This window comes from Allobosea sp. (assembly GCF_051860145.1).
Classification (GTDB): Bacteria; Pseudomonadota; Alphaproteobacteria; order Rhizobiales; family Beijerinckiaceae; genus Allobosea.
Genome location: NZ_JBHYEM010000016.1, coordinates 63,523 through 80,909 on the forward strand (window position 1 = coordinate 63,523; position 17,387 = coordinate 80,909).

Consider the following 17,387-nt stretch of genomic DNA (forward strand, 5'->3'; position numbering starts at 1 on the left):
CTCCCGTCATCGTCACGGGCGCTGTCTATGCATCGCCGCGGGTGCTTCATATCAGCACACAATAATACCGTCATACAATAATTGACGCTCTGCCGACCTTTGCCTTATGCATGGCTCCAGATGCCACCGCTGCCCGCCCTGCCGGACCAGCCTCAGACAGGATAGCCAGACATGACGACCCGCCCGGAATTCCACGGTGAGCAGTTCAAGAGGGGCCTCGATATCCGCCGCGAGGTTCTGGGAGCGGCCTATGTCGACAAGTCCGTCGAGGGCGCGACCGACATGACGGCGCCGCTGCAGAAGCTCGTGACCGAATGGTGCTGGGGCGAGGTCTGGGGCCGTCCGGGGCTCGATCGGCGCACGCGCAGCTTCCTCAATCTCGCCTTCCTGACTGCGCTCAACCGCCCCAACGAGATTCGGCTCCATGTCCGCGGAGCGCTCAACAACGGCGTCACGCGCGAGGAAATCCAGGAGGTCGTGCTGCAGGCGGCGATCTATTGCGGCGTCCCTGCCGCGCTCGACTGCATGAAGGTCGCTGTCGAGGTGTTCAAGGACATCGACGCGGGCCGCTGAGGCGGACTTGGACATAAAGACGGGAGTGAAGGCTATGACACAACAGAAGCGCATCGGCTTCGTCGGACTGGGCACGATGGGGCTGCCCATGGCCGAGAACCTGGTCTCCGCCGGCTTCAAGGTCGTCGGCTTCGATCTGTCGCCCAAGGCCTGCCAGGCGCTGTCCGCCGCGGGCGGCAGCATTGTGTCCACGGCCGCGGCAGCAGCGGAAGGGGCGGACATCGTCATCACCATGCTGCCCAACGCCTCGCATGTGCGGGCCGCGCTGTTCGGCCCCCTCGGTGTCAGCGACACGCTCGCCAAGGATGCCGTCTTCATCAATATGTCGACGATCCTGCCGCAGGAGACCGACGCCCTCGCGGCCGACATGAAGGCGCGCGGCCTGCGCATGCTCGACGCGCCGGTCGGTCGCTCGGCGATCGAGGCACGGCGCGGCGCTCTTCTCATCCTCGCCAGCGGTGAGCCGGAGAACATCCGTAAGGCGCAGTTCGCCTTCGACGTCATGGGCAGCCAGACGGTCGACTGCGGCGCGCTCGGCGGCGGCTCGCGCGCCAAGATCGTCAACAACTTCATGGGCATCTCACTCAACGCCCTGACGGCCGAGGCGCTGACGCTGGCGGAAGCGGCGGGCATCACCATCAAACTCGCGCTCGATGTCATGCGCGGCACGATCGCCGGGCTGGGCCACATGAACATCACCTACCCGAACAAGGTGCTGCGCGGAGACCTCTCGGCCGGCTTCCAGGTCGATCTCGCCCACAAGGATCTCGGCCTCGCGATCGAGCTTGCTGCACGCAACCATGTTCCCGTCTTCATGGGGGCGGCTGCGCTGCAGAGCTACTCGGTCGCCCGCTCTCTTGGGCGCGGCGCGCAGGATTACACGGCGATCTATCCCGTGATCCGCGAGCTCGCCGGCCTACCGGAGGAGATTCCCTACAAGCCGACCTCCCAGCAGGAGGTCGATCCCTTCTCCCGCCCGAAGGCCTGATCTGCCGGCTGACGGCCGGATTCACGCAAAACCCGAAGGGCCGACGTCCGGAGCGATCCGGCGAATCAGCCCTCGCCTCAGGAGGATCGCCCATGTTCAAGCCGCTCGCATTGGCCCTGTCGCTGTTCGTTGCTGGATCCGCCATGGCGCAGGACTATCCGGCCGCCAAACCGATTACGATGATCGTGCCGTTCTCGGCCGGAGGACCGGCGGACATCATCGCCCGCCTCCTCGCCAGGGTGATGGGACCTCACCTTGGCGGGACGATCATCATCGAGAACGCCGTCGGGGCCGGCGGCACGCTCGGTATGAACCGCGTCGCGAAAGCCCAGCCGGACGGCTACACCCTGTTGCTCATGCATACGGGGCACGCCACTGCGCCCTCCTTCTATTCGAAGCTGCCCTTCGATCCGATCAAGGACTTCCAGCCGATCGGCATGGTGACCGACGTCCCGATGACCATCGTCGGTCGCAAGGACTACCCGGCGAGGGACCTGAAGGAACTCGTCGCCGATCTCAAAGCCAAGGGCGACAAGGTCAACTACGCCAATGTCGGTCTGGGCTCGGCCTCGCATCTCTGCGGCGTCCTGCTGATGAGCGCGATCGACAAGCAACTGACCTGGGTCCCCTACAAGGGCGGAGCGCCGGCGCTGAACGACCTGATCGCGGGGCATGTCGACGTCTATTGCGAGCCGGCTACCGGCACCACGCCGCAGATCCAGTCCGGCAAGATCAAGGGCTACGCGGTCACGACGAAGACGCGAGTGAAAGCACTGCCCGACCTTCCGACCGCCGACGAGGCGGGGCTGCCGGGCTTCGAGGTCTCGACCTGGTACGGCATGCATGCCCCGGCCGGCACCCCGCGTCCGATCGTCGACAAGCTCGGTGAGGCCTTGCGCATCGCCCTTGCCGATCCGACCGTGATCGCGCGCTTCGCCGAACTGAGCATGGAGCCCGTCGCGCGGGACAAGGCGACACCGCAGGCGATGGAAGCCTTCCTCGCTTCGGAACTGACGCGTTGGACGACCCTGCTCGCCAAGGCCGGCATCAAGCCGGAATGAAACCGGCGCACCCAGGAACCGCGCGCCTTGCTGTGCGCGCCTCAGAACCGATTCACCGGCAGCATCATCATCTCGGCGATCTGCACATGTGGCGGCTGGTCAAGCACGAAGAGAGCGCAGCGGGCGACGTCCTCCGGATCGAGCGCCATCTTGAACTGGTCGAAATAGGCCTTCTCCCTCTCGGTATCGCCGCGATAGCGCGTGACGATGATGCCAGTTCGGGCAAGGCCCGGCTGAAACTCGGTGACACGCAGCGCGGTCTCGGCAAGCTCGCCGCGCAGCGTCTGCGTGAACATGTGCACGCCAGCCTTGCTGGTGCTGTAGGCGGTCATGTCGGGGATGATCCGCACTGCGTTGATCGAGCTGATATTAAGGATGTGGCCCTGATTGCGCGCGACCATCGCGGGCAGCATGGCGCGGGTGACGCGCATCAGGCCGATCAGGTTCGTCTCGATGATCGCGGTCCAGTCGTCCGGGGAGCCCTCGGCGAAGGCCGTGCGCCCGCCAATGTCGTGCCCGGCATTGTTGAACAGTACGTCGATCGGCTGGAATTCGGTCGGGATCTTCGAGGGCAGGGCGTCGACCGCAGCCGCGTCGCTGATGTCGAGCACGATCGGATAGGTCGTCGCGCCGAGTTCGGCCGCCAGCGCGTCGAGCCGCTCCTTGTCGCGATCGACGAGGATCACGCGGCGGCCGCTGTCGACGAGCCCCTTGGCGAAGGCGCGTCCCAATCCGCCGGCGGCGCCGGTCAACAGGACGGTGCGGGTTTTCTCGACGGTCATCGGCCTCTCCTTCGGCGTGGTCGCCTCCGGCGCCTCGCTCGTGAACGTTCCTCGGCGCTGAAACTGCCACAGCCGCCAGAGGCTGTCCGCCACCGCGGGAGTGCTAGCTGTTATGCCGGATCTGGTCTCGCAGAGGGTGGACGATGATCGATCTCAAGCAGCTCAAGGCCTTCTCGACCCTGGCCGAGTTCGGCAGCTTCTCGCGCTCGGCCGGCGTGCTGGGCATCGCGCAGCCCGTGCTCAGCCGGCAGATCAAGGCGCTTGAGCAGGAACTCGGCGTCGAGCTGTTCTACCGCAACGGTCGCGGCACGGTGCTGACGGAAGCCGGCAAGGTGCTGAACCAGTACGCCAAGGATGTGATCGAGACTGTCGACCGCGCCGCCAGCGAGGTCACGGCGCTGAAGTCGAGCCCACGCGGCACTATCGTTATCGGTCTGCCGCCCTCGGTCGGGATTGTGCTGACGGTTCCGCTGGTGCAGCATTTCCGCGAGGCCTTCCCGCTGATCTCGCTGCGCGTGATCGAAGGCTTCAGCGGCCATGTGCTGGAATGGCTGCTGACCGGCAAAATCGACGTCGCGGTGCTCTACAACGCCCCGCGCACCGGGAGTCTCAGGGCCGAACCGCTGTTGACCGACGAGCTCTTCCTGCTCGGCCCTGCGGAAGGTGGCGTCTTGCCCGATGGAGAGAGCGTTCCTGCCCGCCTGCTCTCCGAAATCCCGTTGATCCTGCCCGCGCGCCCGCACGGGCTGCGGATGCTGATCGATTCGATGCTGGGCGAAGCCGGGATCGTGCCGCGCGTCGAGATCGAGGTCGAGGCGATGCCCTCCACGCTCGGCCTGGTCGAGAAGGGCGTGGGTTATACGATCCTCTCGTACTCGACCGCCTATGCCCGCGTGCAGGAGGGCCGCATGCGCGCCTGGCGGATCGTCGAACCGGGCATCACCCGTCAGCTCATCCTTGCGACATCCAGCCAGCGGCCGACCACGCCCGCGATGCGCTCGCTCGTCGCCATGGTGCGCCAGGAGGTGCGCAGCCTGACCGAGCAGGGCCTCTGGCTGCCGAAAGGTCGCTGAGCCAACTGCCGCGATCGGCATGACTGATATTCGACCCATGGCGATGCCGCCGGCTGCACGGCTTCGCTACCTTGCTGGCAACGAATGAAGACGCCGGAGCCGCAGCGCCCGGCGCAGGGAGATTTCAGGGATGGCACTTCTAGGCTTCGTCGGCGTCGGCCGCATGGGCGCACCGATGGTCTCCCGCCTCATCGAGGCCGGGCATCAGCTCGTCATCTTCGACACCCAGAAGCAAGCGACTGACGCGCTCGCCACCAAGGGCGCGAAAGTCGTGGCGTCCCCCAAGGCGGTAGCTGACGAGACCGAGATCGTCTTCGTCAGTCTGCCGACGCCCGACATCGTCAAGGCCGTGGCCCTGGGCCCTGATGGCGTCAGTGAGGGCGGACGCGTCCGCGTCATGGTCGACCTCTCGACATCGGGTCCGGGCGCTGCGGTCGTGGTGGCGAAGGGCCTGGCCGAGAAGAATATCGTCTCCGTCGACAGCCCGGTCAGCGGCGGCATCAAGGGCGCGACCGCCGGCACGCTCGCCGTCATGGTCTCATGTCCCAGGGCGACCTTCGATGAGCTCGACCCGATCCTTAAGACGTTCGGCAAGATCTTCTTCACCGGCGAGAAGCCGGGCTTGGCTCAGACCGCCAAGCTCGTCAACAATCTGATGGCCGCCGCTTCACTGGTCATCACCTCCGAGGCCATGGCGATGGGCGTCAAGGCCGGGCTCGACGCCCGGGTTCTGATCGACATCGTCAATGTCTCAAGCGGGCGCAGCAGCGCGACCGAGGACAAGTTCCCGCGCGCGGTCCTGCCCGGCACCTTCGATTTCGGCTTCGCCACCGGGCTTTCCTACAAGGATGTCCGGCTCTGCGTCGACGAGGCAGAGGCTATGGGCGTGCCGATGGTGGTGGGCGCCGCGGTGCGCCAGATGCTTGCGGTGACGCAGGCGAGGTTTGGCGCGCAATCCGACTTCACCAGCATCGCCAAGGTGCTGGAGGAATGGGCCGGGGTCGAGATCCGCGGCTGACCCCGCCCCCGATCAGGCCGGTTTCGGAAGGAGCGCGCCATGCCCGCTACCCACGCCGATATGCCAACTCCGTCAGCCGCCTCGCTGACGCGCATGCTGGCGCGGGCCGCATTGGCGGCCGAGCCCGCGGGCTTCGGCCCCGAGGTCTCGGCCAAGCTCAAGATCTGCCTGATCGACTTCCTCTCCTGCTGCTTCGAGGCCTATGAGCTGCCGACCAGTCGGCAGGCGCGGGCCATCGCGAAACCGCGCGCCGATGGGGCGACGATCATCGGCTCCGACATACTCGCGACGCCGGGCGAGGCGGCCTTCGCCAACGGTTCCACCGGCCATGGCCTGGTGCGCGAGGACATGCATGCCGGCAGCATCAGCCATCACGGCGTCGTCGTCTGGCCGACCTTGCTCGCGCTCGCCCAGGATCATGGCTGTTCCGGCGCCGCCATGCTCAAGGCCGCCCTGGTCGGCTACGAGGGCGGGGCGCGGCTCGGGCGGGCCCTGTTCGATGCCGACCTCGCGCGCCTCTACCGACCGACTGGAACGGTCGGCCCGCTCGGCGGAGCGCTCGCAGGCGCGGTCCTGCTGGGGCTGAGCGAGGACGAGACAGTCGCGGCGCTCGGCCTTGCGGCCAACACCTCCAGCGGTCTCAACCAGTGGCCGCATACCGGCGCCAGCGACATGTATTTCCATCCGGGCTTTGCGGCACGCAGCGCCGTGACATCGGTTGAGCTTGCGGCTGCCGGCGCCGATGCCTCCGAGACCATCCTCGAAGGCGAGGCCGGGCTCTTCGCCGCCTTCCGCCGTGGCCCGCCGCGCGCGCCCGTCGCGCTGTTCGCCGGCGGAAAGGCGGAGATTCTCGCCGTCTACAACAAGCCGGTTCCGGCCTGCAATTTCGCCCAGACCGCCTGTCAGGCAGCCCTGCGCGTTGCCGGAGAGATCGAGGATCCAGGCGAGATCGAAACCCTGACAGTCGATCTTCCGGACGCCGCGATCCGTTACCCCGGCTGTGACTTCGCTGGCCCCTTCGCACACGCGCTGCAGGCCAAGATGAGCATCCAGTACGGCGTCGCTGCCGCGCTCCGGCACGGCGTCGTCGAGGAAGCCAATTACGCCCGCCTCGACGAACCCGTCATCCTACACCTGGCGCGGCTGGCCAGGCTGCGTTGCGATGCCGGCTTTTCCGCCGCCTTCCCGGGGCGCCAGGGAGCAGAGGTCACCGTCACGCTCAGGAACGGCACGCGCATCAACCATCGCCTGTCGGATGTCGTGCCGGCAACCGAATCCGAGATCCGCGCGCGCTTCCGCACTGCTGCCGGCGAACGCCTGGGCCTGCGCCGGGCCGACGATATCGAGGCGTTGATCGACGGGCTGGAGACGCTGGCGGATGCAGGGCGCATTGCGAGGCTGTGCCTGGCCGGCGACAGCGCCGTCGCGGCCCGTACGAGACAAGCGGCCGCGAAAGGCTGACCGCATCCCTCTTAGGGGACGCGGAACACGAACGCCGGGCGACAAGATCCGGCGCGAACGAATGGGGAGTGAGGAATGCCTGTGGTGACCAGACGACCGCGAGCCTCGGCTGCGCGGAGGGCCGTGCGATGACGGCGCAAATGATCGAGAACGTTCTGCAGGCGCTCGCTGCAGGGCTGCTCGCCGGCGCGATCTACGGGCTGATGTGCGTCGGCCTGGGCCTCATCTTCGGCGTCATGCGGGTCATCAATTTCGCCCATGGCGACTTCATGATGCTCGGCATGTACGCCGCCTATTTCCTCTTGGGCGCGCTCGGCATCCAGGCGCTCGCGGGCAATTATGCAGGCCCCTACATCGCGATCCTGCTGGCCGGGCCGCTGCTCTTCCTGTTCGGCTACGGAATCCACAAGGCGCTGATCTCAAGGGTCACCGGAACGCGCACGGCCCAGCTCGACGGCGAGGGCCACTACGCCCAGCTGATCCTGACGCTCGGCATCGCGCTCGTGCTGCAGAACGGCGGCATGATCGTCTTCGGCTCGGAGCTGCATTCGATTCGCACGCCGCTTTCCAGCAGCGCCTGGGAGCTCGGCCCGCTCTGGGGCGACTTCATCAGCATCTTCGTCAACAAGTCGCGCGGCATCGCGGCGCTGTTCTCGATCGCCACCATCACGGTTCTGGCGCTGATGATCGCCCGATCGCGGCTCGGCAAGTCGCTGCGCGCGGCCGCCGACAATCCCGAGGCCGCGACCTATATGGGCATCGACGTCGACCGGGCACATCGCGTCGCCTTCGCGCTCGGCGTCGGCATCACCGCGATTGCAGGCGGATTGCTCGCCACGAACTATCCGTTCCAGCCTTATATCGGGCTCGAATACGTCATCGTCATGTATGCCGGCGTCGTGCTCGGCGGCATGGGCTCGATCATCGGCGCCTTCTGGGGCGGCATGACGATCGGCCTCGTCCAGCAGCTCTCGACGCTTGTGCTGCCGACGCAACTCCAGAACGCCGCGATCTTCGTCGTCTTCCTGCTGATCGTCTTCCTGAGGCCTCAGGGCTTCTTCGGTCGCGTCGTGGAGAGGACCTGACATGCGTCTGTCCTTGCTCCTGCCGGTCCTGGTCTTCGCGGCGGCCTATGCGCTGCTCTCGCTGTTGGTGACCAATTCCTATTACCAGCTCATGCTGACGCTGGTGCTGGTCTGGGCCTGCTTCGGCCTCTCCTGGAACGTGCTTTCCGGCTATACCGGGCTGGTCTCCTTCGGTCATGCCGCCTTCTTCGGGCTCGGCGCCTATACGACCGCGCTCGGGCAGATCCATTTCGATCTGAGCCCCTGGTTGATGATCCCGGTCTCGGCGCTGGTCGGTGGCCTTGCCGGGCTCGCCGTCGGCTTCCCGACCTTCCGGCTGCGTGGGCATTACTTCGCGCTGGCCATGCTCGCCTACCCGCTGGCGCTGCTCTACGTCTTCGAATGGCTCGGCTATCAGGAGCTCACGCTGCCGATCAAGCGCGAGAACCCGGCCGCCTACATGCAGTTCGCCGACCACAGGGTCTACACCCTGCTCGCGCTCGCGATGCTTGTCGCGGTGATGTTGCTGTCGCAATGGATCGAGCGCTCGCGCTTCGGGCGCGCTTTGCTCGCGATCAAGCAGAACGAGGCCGCGGCCGAGGCTGCCGGCATCGATACGCTCGCCTGGAAGCTCAAGGCCATCGCCGTCTCCGGCGCCATCGCAGGCATGGTCGGCGGCTTCTATGCGGTCGTGCTCCTGGTCGTGACGCCGCCCTCCGTCTTCGGCATGCTGGTCTCGGCGCAGGCGCTCACCGTCGCCATGTTCGGCGGCATCGGCAGCGTCTGGGGGCCGGTTATCGGCGCCGCTTTCCTGATTCCGGTCGCCGAGATCCTGCATGCGGAACTCGGCTCGCGCTTTCCGGGCATCCAGGGCGTGGTCTATGGCCTCGCCATCATCGGCGTCATCCTGATCGCCCCCGAAGGCGTCTACTGGAAGCTCCGCGACCGCTTCACCAAGCGCTCACGCATCGGTGCCGGCTCGATCCTGCCTGCCGCATCGCGTGAGGGCACTGCGCTCGCCCGGATCAAGCCCGGCAAGGACGCAGCCGTGGCGCTCAGCGTACGCAATGTCTCGAAATCGTTCGGCGGGCTCAAGGCCAACCAGAACATCTCCTTCGATGTACCCGAAGGTGCGATCCTCGGCATCATCGGCCCCAACGGCGCCGGCAAGACCACGCTGTTCAACCTGCTCAACGGCTTCCTCAAGCCCGACCAGGGCGAGGTGAAGGTCTATGGCCGCGAGACGGTCGGCATGAAGCCACACCAGATTTGCGCGCTCGGCGTCGGCCGGACCTTCCAGGTGATGCGCCCGTTCCTCCGCATGTCGGTGGCCGAGAACGTCGTGCTCGGCGCCTATGTCGCGACGCCCGACGACGAGGAGGCGAAACGCTTCGCCGCTGAGGCGGTCGCGCGAGTCGGACTCTCGGATGTCGCCGACAAGCTCGCCGGCGAGCTGATGACGAAGGAGCTACGGCTGATGGAGCTGGCGCGCGCACTCGCCGGCCAGCCGAAGCTGCTGCTGCTCGACGAGACGCTGGCCGGGCTCGGCCATGGCGAGGCCGACGAGGTCGTGGCCGTCATCCGTCGCCTGGCCGCTGACTCCATCACCATCGTGATCATCGAGCACACCATGCAGGCCATGGTGAAGCTCGTCGATCACTTCCTCGTCCTCGATCACGGCGCCGTCCTCGTCGATGGCGAGCCCAACGCCGTGACGCGCGATCCGCGCGTGATCGAGGCCTATCTCGGGAAGAAGTGGATGGCCGATGCTCAGGCTTGAGAATGTTCTGGCCGGATACTCGGCACTCCCCGTCCTGCAGGACGTTTCGCTCTCGGTCGATGCCGGGCAGTTCGTCGCCGTTGTCGGGCCGAACGGAGCCGGCAAGACGACCCTGTTCAAGACGATCTCGGGAATCTTGGCGCCGCGGCAGGGCCGCATCGCCTTCGAGGGCGTCGACCTCGCAACGATCGCGCCCGCCGGCCGCGCCCATCTCGGCATCGCGCATGTGCCGGAGGGGCGGCAGGTCTTCCCCTCGCTGACCGTGCTCGAGAACCTCGAGATGGGAGCCTATACGGCTGCCGGCCAGCGCGACTGGAAACACAATATCGAGCGGATCTTCACCTGGCTGCCGGTGCTGGCCGAGCGGCGTGGCCAGTTCGCCGGCACGCTCTCGGGCGGCGAGCAGCAGATGGTCGCGATCGGTCGCGGCCTCGCCTCCTCGCCGAAGCTCCTCATGCTCGACGAGCCGTCGATGGGGCTCGCCCCGGCGATCGCCGATTTCATCTTCGAGAAGCTGATCGAGATCCGCCGCGACACGGGGCTGACCATCCTGCTGGTCGAGCAGCGCGTCGCCGAGGCACTGGAATCCGCCGACCACGGCTATGTGCTCGAGGCCGGCCGCGTCGTCCTCGAGGGCGACAATCGAACGCTGCGCGCGGATGACCGCGTCAGGCAAGCCTATCTCGGCATGTGACCGAGCCTCACCGAAGACCTGAAAGCCGCGGCTACAGCGGCGACACACTGGAGGAGACGAAGCGATGACGACGAGACGATCCCTGACCCGCAGTCTTGCCGCGCTGCCCGCGCTGGCATTGCTTGGCCTGACTTTCCCTGCCGCCGCTCAGAACCCGGCCGAGGTGAAGGTCGGTCTGCTGGTGCCACTGTCGGGCCTCTATGCCCGCCCCGGCCAGGTCATGAAGATGGGCGCGGAGATGGCCGTCGAGCACATCAACGCGCAAGGCGGCATCAAGGCGCTTGGCGGCGCCAAGCTCAAGCTGGTGCTGCTGGATTCCGGCGACACGGTCGAGAAGGCCAAGAATGCCGCCCAGCGCATGGTGGCGCAGGAGACCGACCTCGTTGCCGCCAGCGGCGCCTACCTCTCCTCCTTCACGCTCGCTGCGACCGAGGTCACCGAGCGGGCCAGCCTGCCGATGCTGACGCTGTCCTATTCCGACCTGATCACGGATCGCGGCTTCAAATACGTCTTCCAGACGTCCGCGACGGCGGCCTCGCAGGCCGAGCAATGCCTGCCCGAGGTGATGAAGGTCGCGGAGAAGGCGACGGGCGTCAGGCCGAAGACGGTCGCGATCATCACCGACAACACCGGAGCCTCGGTCGCCTCGGTCAAGCCGATGCGCGAGCGCCTGCTCAAGGAGCATGGCCTGACCCTCGTCGTCGACGAGACCTTCACCCCGCCGCTCTCGGACGCGACGCCGCTGGTGCAGAAGGTCCGCGCGACTCGGCCCGACCTGCTGTTCTTCCTCCCGACGGTGATTTCCGATGGCAAGCTTATCCTCGAGAAGATGAACGAGTTCGGTCTCGGCCAAGCGCGCATTCCGACGATCTCCTTCGGAATCGCCATCGCCGAGCCGGAAATGCTCAAGACCATGAGCGCTGACCTGCTGCAGGGCGTGATGACCTGCGTCGGCAGCTGGGGTTCCAAGGGCCATGAGCCGCTGATCGCCGAGTTGAAGAGCAAGTATGGCGAACCCTGGATGACCCAGAACGGCATCTCGACCTATGCCGATATGTGGGTCGTCGCCGCCGCGCTGGAAAAGGCTGGCAAGGCCGACAAGGAAGCCGTCGCCCAGGCGCTGCGCACCCTCGATCTCGGGCCGTCGAAATACTACCCGGGCGGCTTGATCAAGTTCGACAACAAGGGCCGACGCGTGAATGCGGGCCTGACCATCGTGCAGTGGCAGAGCGGCATGCCGAACACCGTCTTCCCGCCCGATCTCGCGATGACTCAGGCCATCTGGTCCAAGAAATGACGAATCCGGGCCGGCTGCGATGCCGGCCCTCCCGCCTGGGCGATGCCCGGGCTTGCTACCGCCGAACCTGGAGAAAGACATGAGCAAGGACGTCTTCGATCGTGGTCTCGCTATCCGCAAGGACGTGCTCGGTAAGGAATTCGTCGAAAAGTCGCTGGCGACGGCCGACGAGTTCAACATGCCGATGCAGGAACTCACGACCGAGTATTGCTGGGGCGCCGTCTGGGGCCGCGATGGCCTGCCACGCAAGACGCGCTCGATGCTGAATCTCGCCATGATCAGCGCGCTGAACCGCCCTCACGAACTGAAGATGCACATCAAGGGCGCCCTCAAGAACGGCGTCACTAAGGACGAAATCCGCGAGGTTTTCCTGCAAGTCGCGATTTATTGCGGCATCCCCGCGGGCGTGGACTCGTTCCGCATCGCGCGCGAGGCCTTCAACGAGGCCGAGGCGGCCGGCTGATGACGGCCTGTGAGCCGTGACATCGTGTCTGTTCAACACTTCGGAGGAGCCGATGCTCCTCCGAAGCGAAGCGTCTGGATAGGCCGATCCAGGAATCATATCGCAATCTCAAATACATAGGTGTTCGCAGTTTTATCCTGAATGGCGCGCCACATTCAGCCATCCGGAATAAAACTGCGAACTCTCAGAGAGTTCGACCGGCGCTCACAACAGAAGAGCATGCGGCCCATTGTGAGTTGATGGTTGGAAGCCTCAACGGTTTCCCTTGCCAGTTCTGCCTCGCGCCACTTCCGGACATTAGCCTCCTGCCCGGAACCGGACATCCTAAGGGCGGCATTAGAATAACCGGTGTCCACCCGTTACGGGACGTTGCAGCGGCATCAGGGAAATTCGCGTTCGCCGCCATTCGCGTCGGACCTCAGCGCCCTCATCGACGATTTCCAGCGAGAGTTCTGGATTCACGGACCGTCGCACGAACAAGGTGGGGCGTACGCGCGCGCTGGCAAATCAGGCCGGCTACCCAAATATGCATGGAGGTCGAGAAAATCCCCGCTTCGATCCGGTCTGTGTCATCGAGGTTTGATCGAGCGATGAGCGGACTTGACCTGCTTGATGCCGGGCGCAAGGCTCGACTCGGCGACCCTCTTTCACACCCGCGGCTTCGGCGGAGCTTTCAGCGACGTCTATCGGATCGCAGGGGGCGGATACCTTTCGATCCTTCGATGAAAACGAAGGAGAGTGGCCGCAACGGCGCTACCAGCTTCCATGTCCCATTCCTCCTGCGCTTCGATCAACCTGCCACCGGTGATTGCCTGTCAACAAGCGAGGCTGGCGCCTCAACCTGAAATCGAAAGAACGGGATTCTCTGACTAGTTCTGGGATTCCCTGCTCATCCGCTCCCCTCAGGACCGGCATAACTACGCATGGCTCCGGTCGCAGGTCGCTCGCCGGCGGTCTTCGGCCCGGCGGTCGGATGTTTGGCCTTGACGCAAGCTCGAAGGGAGGCCGGCCCCATGGCTAAGACCTCGTCCCAATTGACCGGCGAGCTGCCCGGTTACCGCCGGGCGACTTCAAGCAAGATCACCATGTTGGGGGCTGCCCTGATCATTTGCGGCGCGGTCGCGATCGCCAGCCCCGCCATCTCGACCATGGCCGTGACCCTGTTCCTTGGCCTGGTCCTGGCCGCAGGCGGGATCGTCAAGATCGTCCAGTCCTTCCTGATGAGGGAATCGGGCGGGTTCGCCTGGCAACTGCTCGCCGGGACGATCGAGCTGCTTGGAGGCTTGCTCGTCTATTTCAACCCGATGAAGGGCGCGGTCGCCATCACCGTCGTCATCGCGCTGGTGCTCATGGCAGAAGGGCTCGCCCAACTCGGCCTTGCGTTCAGGATGCGCGCCCAACGCGGCGTGATCTGGATGGTCCTGTCCGGCGCCATTACGGTCGCGGTCGGTGCGGCATTAGCGATGCGGCTTCCCAGTGAGGGGGCCTACGCCCCCGGCACGCTGGTCGGCATCTCGCTGCTCTTCGCCGGCTGGGCCTATATCGCGATCGCGCTCGCCGCCCGCAGGGCAGCCACCTGAGCGCGAGGTCGAGAGCACCGAAGGTCGGCAGGATGCGTGGTTTCATCGGCAAGACGCTGAAGCGAGGCGTGGCGGTGCTCGCAATCGTCGCCCTGTCCCTGTTCGGGCTGCGGATCTACGACACCGAGCGCGGCGCACCGCTCGAGCCGTGGCATACCTTTGTGCCGGACGAGCTCCCGCTTTCGAAACTCGATAGCGCCAGCTGGGTTGACTATCTGGCCGCCGAGGCGGCGGCGTTCGCGAGCATCCGGACCGAGGTCACGCAGAAGCTGGCGCCGGACGAGCGTGTTCCGGTTAATCGCTATTTCGACGGCAGCGCGATCTATCCCGGTCACTTCAAGCAGGACTGGAACCGCTCCTACGTCATGAAGCCCGCGGGCAAGCCGGTCGGCGTCGCGGTCTTCCTGCACGGGCTGACGGACTCGCCTTACAGCCTGCGCCACGTCGCCCGCCAATATCGTGATCGCGGCTTCCTCGCCATCGCGATCCGCCTGCCTGGCCATGGCACGGTTCCGGCGGGGCTCACCGAGGTCGAATGGGAGGACTGGCTTGCGGCGACGCGCCTGGCCGTGCGCGAGGCGAGGCGGCAAGTCGAACCTCACCTGCCTCTGCATCTGGTCGGCTTCTCGAACGGCGGGGCACTTGCCCTGATGTATGCACTCGATGCGCTCGAGACGGCCGATCTGGCGCGGCCCGACCGCATCGTGCTGATCTCGCCGATGATCGGCATCACGGCCTTTGCGCGGTTCGCCGGCCTTGCCGGACTGCCGGCTCTGATGCCGCGCTTTGCCAAGGCCGCCTGGCTCAGCGTCCTGCCGGAGTTCAACCCGTTCAAGTACAACTCGTTTCCGGTCAATGGCGCGCGGCAGTCGCATTTGCTGACCAATGCGTTGCAACAGAAGATCCTGCGGCTTGCACGCGAGGGCCGTTTGAAGGATCTGGCGCCGCTCATCACCTTCCAGTCGGTGATGGACTTCACTGTAAGCACGCGGGCGATCATCACCTCGCTCTATGTCCATCTTCCCGCGAACGGCAGCGAACTCGTGCTGTTCGACCTGAACCGCTCGACCAAGTTCGGGCTGTTGCTCAATGCGGCTTCCGACACGCTGCTGACCCGCATGCTGCCGGCTCCGCCGCGGAATTTCCGCGTCGCGATCATCACCAATGCCAGCGCCGATTCAAGCGACATGGTCGAGCGCATCACGGATGCCGGCGCGACCGCTGAGACGACGCGCGATCTCGGCCTGTCCTATCCGTTCGACGTCTTTTCACTCTCGCATGTCGCACTGCCGTTTCCGACCAGCGACGCGCTCTATGGTCTCAACCCAGATCCGGGCGAGGATTTCGGTATCAAGCTCGGCTCGGTCGCGGCGCGGGGCGAGCGCGGCACCCTGATCGTGAACCTGGATTCGCTGCTGCGGATGTCGTCGAACCCGTTCTTTCCCTATCTGATCGACAGGGTCGACGAGCCGTTGTGCGATGCGGCGCCTGCATCGACGGCGGTGCCGGCGGGCAAGTAGCGGCGGGTTTCGATCAGAACCGCCAGATCAGCGGCACGTAGAACACCGACATGATGAAGAACCAGATCATCAGCGGCGTGCCGAGCTTCCAGTAGCTGCCGAAGCTGTAGCCGCCCGGGCCCATCACCATCAGGTTGGTCGCGGTGGCGATCGGGGTCAGGAAGGAGGCCGCGCCGGCGATGCACAGGCTCATCATGATCGGGCGCGGCGAGACGCCGAGGCTGGTCGCCGCCGCCATGGCGATAGGGATCACCAGCATCGTCGTCGCTGTGTTGCTCATGATCTGACCGAGGCTCGCGGTCAGCACGAAGAGCCCGGCGAGGAAGACCAGCGGCCCGGCGCCGCCGGTCAGCGCGACGAGGGAGTCGGCGACGAGCTGGGCGGCGCCCGACTGCACCATCGCGGTCGAAAGCGGCATCATCGCGCCGACCAGGATCACGGTGGTCCAGTTGATGGCACGATAGGACTGCTCGACCGAGACGATGCCAGCGATAATCAGCGCGCATGCCGCCGTGAGGCCCGCGACGGCCGGCGGCACGATGCCGGTGGCGAGAAGGAGCACGAGACCGGCGAGTGCCGCGACCGCAACGCCGGCGCCGGCTCCCATCGGTACGGCCTGACGCCGGACGAGATCCGGCGAATTGACCACCAGCACATCGGGATCGTTGAGGCGGAGGTCGAGCGCCTTCCAGCTGCCCTCCAGCAGCATGGTGTCGCCGGCCTGGAGCACGTCGCCGGGTTCGAGGTCGACACCAGCACGCTGCACGGCCAGCACGACGAGGTCGCCGCTATCGGTGACCATGCCGGGGAACATCGCGCGGCCGATCAGGGCCGAGCGCGGCGGGATGACGATCTCGGCGAGGCCGGAATGGCGGCTGAACAGGCTGTCCCCCTCATCGGCGGCATCGTCACGCAGGGCGAGGTGCTTGTCGGTTGCGAGGCTTGCGACCGCCTCGGCATCGCCCTTGACGAGCAGATAATCGCCCTCGGAGACGGTTGGCCCGCGCAGCGGCATCGCGGAAGCCCCGGCCTGCACCGCCATGAGCTCCAGCCGTGGAACGCCGGCCAGATCCACGTCCGCCGTCGCCATGCCGACATAGGGCGAGCTGGCGCGCACGCGCAGCCGGAATACGCCGTCAACGAGCCCGTAGTGCTCGACGAGCGTCTGGGCATGGCGGCTGAAATCGGCGGGCAGCCGCGCACTGCTCTGCTCCGGCAGCAGGCGGCGCCCGAGCAGCAGGATGATCGCCATCGTGCCCAGCAGGAGCGGCAGCCCGACCAGGGCGAACTCGGCGAAGCCGAAGCCCGGCAGACCAGCATCCTCGAGCGCCTCCGAGACCAGAATGTTCTTCGGTGCACCGGTGAGCAGCAGGTTCGCGCCGGCATGGGCGGAGAAGGCGAGCGGCATCAGCAGCTGCGAGGGCGACTGGCGCAGGCGGATCGCCGCCATGACCACGACGGGCATCAGCGCGGCGACTGCGCCGCCGCCGCTGATCAGCGCGGTCAGGCAGCCGGCGGCCGTCATGATGATGATCAGCAGGCGCGTGCGGTTGTTCTCGCCGGCCTTGGCGATGAGGAGCTGGCCGGCCCAGGCCGTCACACCGGTCTTTTCGAGCGCGGCGCTGACGATGAACAGGCTGGCGATGAAGAGCACGGCACGATCGCCGAAGCCTGCCAGCGCCTGTTCCAGCGTGACCACGCCCGTCGCCCAGAGCGACAGTGCGGCGGCGAAGGCGACGACGACCACCGGCAGCCTGTTCCAGGCGAACAGGGCGATCGTGACGGCGACGACGATCGCGGTGCTCTCGATCGGGCTCATGGTTCGTGCGGTCTCGCGCCGAGGGAGCCCGGAGGTCGTTGCGAGCGGCGCCCGGCCCGATCGGGCACGCTTCCGTCGGTGTATCGGCGCGACGCCCGCAGGTTAGTGTGCTGCGTTGACGTCATGGGCATCCACGCGTGCAAGATCGCTCGAAATCGCTCAATCGGCTGATGTTGAAGTAGCATTCGTCCCAGTGACGGTCATCGACCGCCTG

Annotated in this window: 15 protein-coding genes; 13 read left to right on the forward strand and 2 right to left on the reverse strand. The window is 66.1% G+C overall.

Annotated features, from left to right (window positions below; translation table 11 throughout):
• The first annotated feature begins 171 nt into the window (after positions 1–171).
• The 3 genes from ACTIF2_RS21375 (at position 172) to ACTIF2_RS21385 (ending at position 2,622) form a co-directional block, all read left to right on the forward strand.
• The gene (locus tag ACTIF2_RS21375; RefSeq protein ID WP_439499133.1) at positions 172–573 is read left to right on the forward strand and encodes a carboxymuconolactone decarboxylase family protein; all 402 of its coding nucleotides are present in this window, start codon (positions 172–174) and stop codon (positions 571–573) included.
• 34 nt (positions 574–607) lie between these two features.
• The gene (gene yihU, locus ACTIF2_RS21380; protein ID WP_439499134.1) at positions 608–1,561 is read left to right on the forward strand and encodes a sulfolactaldehyde 3-reductase; all 954 of its coding nucleotides are present in this window, start codon (positions 608–610) and stop codon (positions 1,559–1,561) included.
• A 92-nt stretch (positions 1,562–1,653) separates the two neighbouring features.
• Entirely contained in the window at positions 1,654–2,622 is a 969-nt protein-coding gene (locus ACTIF2_RS21385) for a Bug family tripartite tricarboxylate transporter substrate binding protein (protein WP_439499135.1), read from the forward strand.
• A 41-nt stretch (positions 2,623–2,663) separates the two neighbouring features.
• Here ACTIF2_RS21385 and ACTIF2_RS21390 read toward each other — a convergent pair whose 3' ends face one another.
• Positions 2,664–3,404 carry an SDR family oxidoreductase gene (locus ACTIF2_RS21390; protein WP_439499136.1) on the reverse strand — a complete coding sequence of 247 codons (741 nt, stop codon included), beginning with the start codon at positions 3,402–3,404 and terminating at the stop codon, positions 2,664–2,666.
• A gap of 143 nt (positions 3,405–3,547) precedes the next feature.
• Here ACTIF2_RS21390 and ACTIF2_RS21395 point away from each other — a divergent pair, with 143 nt between their 5' ends.
• The 10 genes from ACTIF2_RS21395 (at position 3,548) to ACTIF2_RS21440 (ending at position 15,354) form a co-directional block, all read left to right on the forward strand.
• Positions 3,548–4,477 (forward strand): LysR substrate-binding domain-containing protein, encoded by a 930-nt coding sequence (locus ACTIF2_RS21395; RefSeq protein ID WP_439499137.1) that lies wholly within the window; start codon positions 3,548–3,550, stop codon positions 4,475–4,477.
• A 130-nt stretch (positions 4,478–4,607) separates the two neighbouring features.
• Positions 4,608–5,495, forward strand: a complete 888-nt coding sequence (locus ACTIF2_RS21400; protein ID WP_439499138.1) for an NAD(P)-dependent oxidoreductase — start codon at positions 4,608–4,610, stop codon at positions 5,493–5,495.
• 39 nt (positions 5,496–5,534) lie between these two features.
• Complete coding sequence (locus ACTIF2_RS21405) at positions 5,535–6,956, forward strand: MmgE/PrpD family protein (RefSeq protein WP_439499139.1); 1,422 nt, start codon at positions 5,535–5,537, stop codon at positions 6,954–6,956.
• Between the two features lie 140 nt (positions 6,957–7,096).
• Positions 7,097–8,041, forward strand: coding sequence for a branched-chain amino acid ABC transporter permease (locus tag ACTIF2_RS21410; RefSeq protein WP_439499140.1), 945 nt, complete (start codon positions 7,097–7,099; stop codon positions 8,039–8,041).
• 1 nt (position 8,042) lies between these two features.
• Positions 8,043–9,800, forward strand: coding sequence for a branched-chain amino acid ABC transporter ATP-binding protein/permease (locus ACTIF2_RS21415; protein ID WP_439499141.1), 1,758 nt, complete (start codon positions 8,043–8,045; stop codon positions 9,798–9,800).
• Positions 9,787–10,494: an ABC transporter ATP-binding protein gene (locus ACTIF2_RS21420; protein WP_439499142.1), complete on the forward strand. Its 708-nt coding sequence runs from the start codon at positions 9,787–9,789 to the stop codon at positions 10,492–10,494. Before ACTIF2_RS21415 ends, ACTIF2_RS21420 begins: the two co-directional genes overlap by 14 nt.
• A 64-nt stretch (positions 10,495–10,558) precedes the next feature.
• The gene (locus tag ACTIF2_RS21425; protein ID WP_439499143.1) at positions 10,559–11,791 is read left to right on the forward strand and encodes an ABC transporter substrate-binding protein; all 1,233 of its coding nucleotides are present in this window, start codon (positions 10,559–10,561) and stop codon (positions 11,789–11,791) included.
• Positions 11,792–11,870: 79 nt separating this feature from the next.
• Complete coding sequence (locus ACTIF2_RS21430; protein ID WP_439499170.1) at positions 11,871–12,254, forward strand: carboxymuconolactone decarboxylase family protein; 384 nt, start codon at positions 11,871–11,873, stop codon at positions 12,252–12,254.
• 1,013 nt (positions 12,255–13,267) lie between these two features.
• Positions 13,268–13,834, forward strand: coding sequence for an HdeD family acid-resistance protein (locus ACTIF2_RS21435; protein ID WP_439499144.1), 567 nt, complete (start codon positions 13,268–13,270; stop codon positions 13,832–13,834).
• 32 nt (positions 13,835–13,866) lie between these two features.
• On the forward strand, positions 13,867–15,354 hold the full coding sequence (locus ACTIF2_RS21440) for an alpha/beta hydrolase (protein ID WP_439499145.1): 1,488 nt from the start codon (positions 13,867–13,869) through the stop codon (positions 15,352–15,354).
• A 13-nt stretch (positions 15,355–15,367) separates the two neighbouring features.
• On the opposite strand, the gene ACTIF2_RS21445 is transcribed toward ACTIF2_RS21440, so the two are convergent.
• Positions 15,368–17,173, reverse strand: coding sequence for an SLC13 family permease (locus ACTIF2_RS21445; protein WP_439499146.1), 1,806 nt, complete (start codon positions 17,171–17,173; stop codon positions 15,368–15,370).
• Between the last annotated feature and the right edge of the window lie 214 nt (positions 17,174–17,387).

Bases quoted from the DNA above. Each gene is read 5' to 3' on its own strand.
- yihU (WP_439499134.1), top strand. From the start codon at position 608: ATGACACAACAGAAGCGCATCGGCTTCGTCGGACTGGGCACGATGGGG.
- ACTIF2_RS21425 (WP_439499143.1), top strand. From the start codon at position 10,559: ATGACGACGAGACGATCCCTGACCCGCAGTCTTGCCGCGCTGCCCGCG.
- ACTIF2_RS21395 (WP_439499137.1), top strand. From the start codon at position 3,548: ATGATCGATCTCAAGCAGCTCAAGGCCTTCTCGACCCTGGCCGAGTTC.
- ACTIF2_RS21390 (WP_439499136.1), bottom strand. From the start codon at position 3,404: ATGACCGTCGAGAAAACCCGCACCGTCCTGTTGACCGGCGCCGCCGGC.
- ACTIF2_RS21430 (WP_439499170.1), top strand. From the start codon at position 11,871: ATGAGCAAGGACGTCTTCGATCGTGGTCTCGCTATCCGCAAGGACGTG.
- ACTIF2_RS21420 (WP_439499142.1), top strand. From the start codon at position 9,787: ATGCTCAGGCTTGAGAATGTTCTGGCCGGATACTCGGCACTCCCCGTC.
- ACTIF2_RS21375 (WP_439499133.1), top strand. From the start codon at position 172: ATGACGACCCGCCCGGAATTCCACGGTGAGCAGTTCAAGAGGGGCCTC.
- ACTIF2_RS21400 (WP_439499138.1), top strand. From the start codon at position 4,608: ATGGCACTTCTAGGCTTCGTCGGCGTCGGCCGCATGGGCGCACCGATG.
- ACTIF2_RS21440 (WP_439499145.1), top strand. From the start codon at position 13,867: ATGCGTGGTTTCATCGGCAAGACGCTGAAGCGAGGCGTGGCGGTGCTC.
- ACTIF2_RS21435 (WP_439499144.1), top strand. From the start codon at position 13,268: ATGGCTAAGACCTCGTCCCAATTGACCGGCGAGCTGCCCGGTTACCGC.
- ACTIF2_RS21445 (WP_439499146.1), bottom strand. From the start codon at position 17,173: ATGAGCCCGATCGAGAGCACCGCGATCGTCGTCGCCGTCACGATCGCC.
- ACTIF2_RS21415 (WP_439499141.1), top strand. From the start codon at position 8,043: ATGCGTCTGTCCTTGCTCCTGCCGGTCCTGGTCTTCGCGGCGGCCTAT.
- ACTIF2_RS21385 (WP_439499135.1), top strand. From the start codon at position 1,654: ATGTTCAAGCCGCTCGCATTGGCCCTGTCGCTGTTCGTTGCTGGATCC.
- ACTIF2_RS21410 (WP_439499140.1), top strand. From the start codon at position 7,097: ATGATCGAGAACGTTCTGCAGGCGCTCGCTGCAGGGCTGCTCGCCGGC.
- ACTIF2_RS21405 (WP_439499139.1), top strand. From the start codon at position 5,535: ATGCCCGCTACCCACGCCGATATGCCAACTCCGTCAGCCGCCTCGCTG.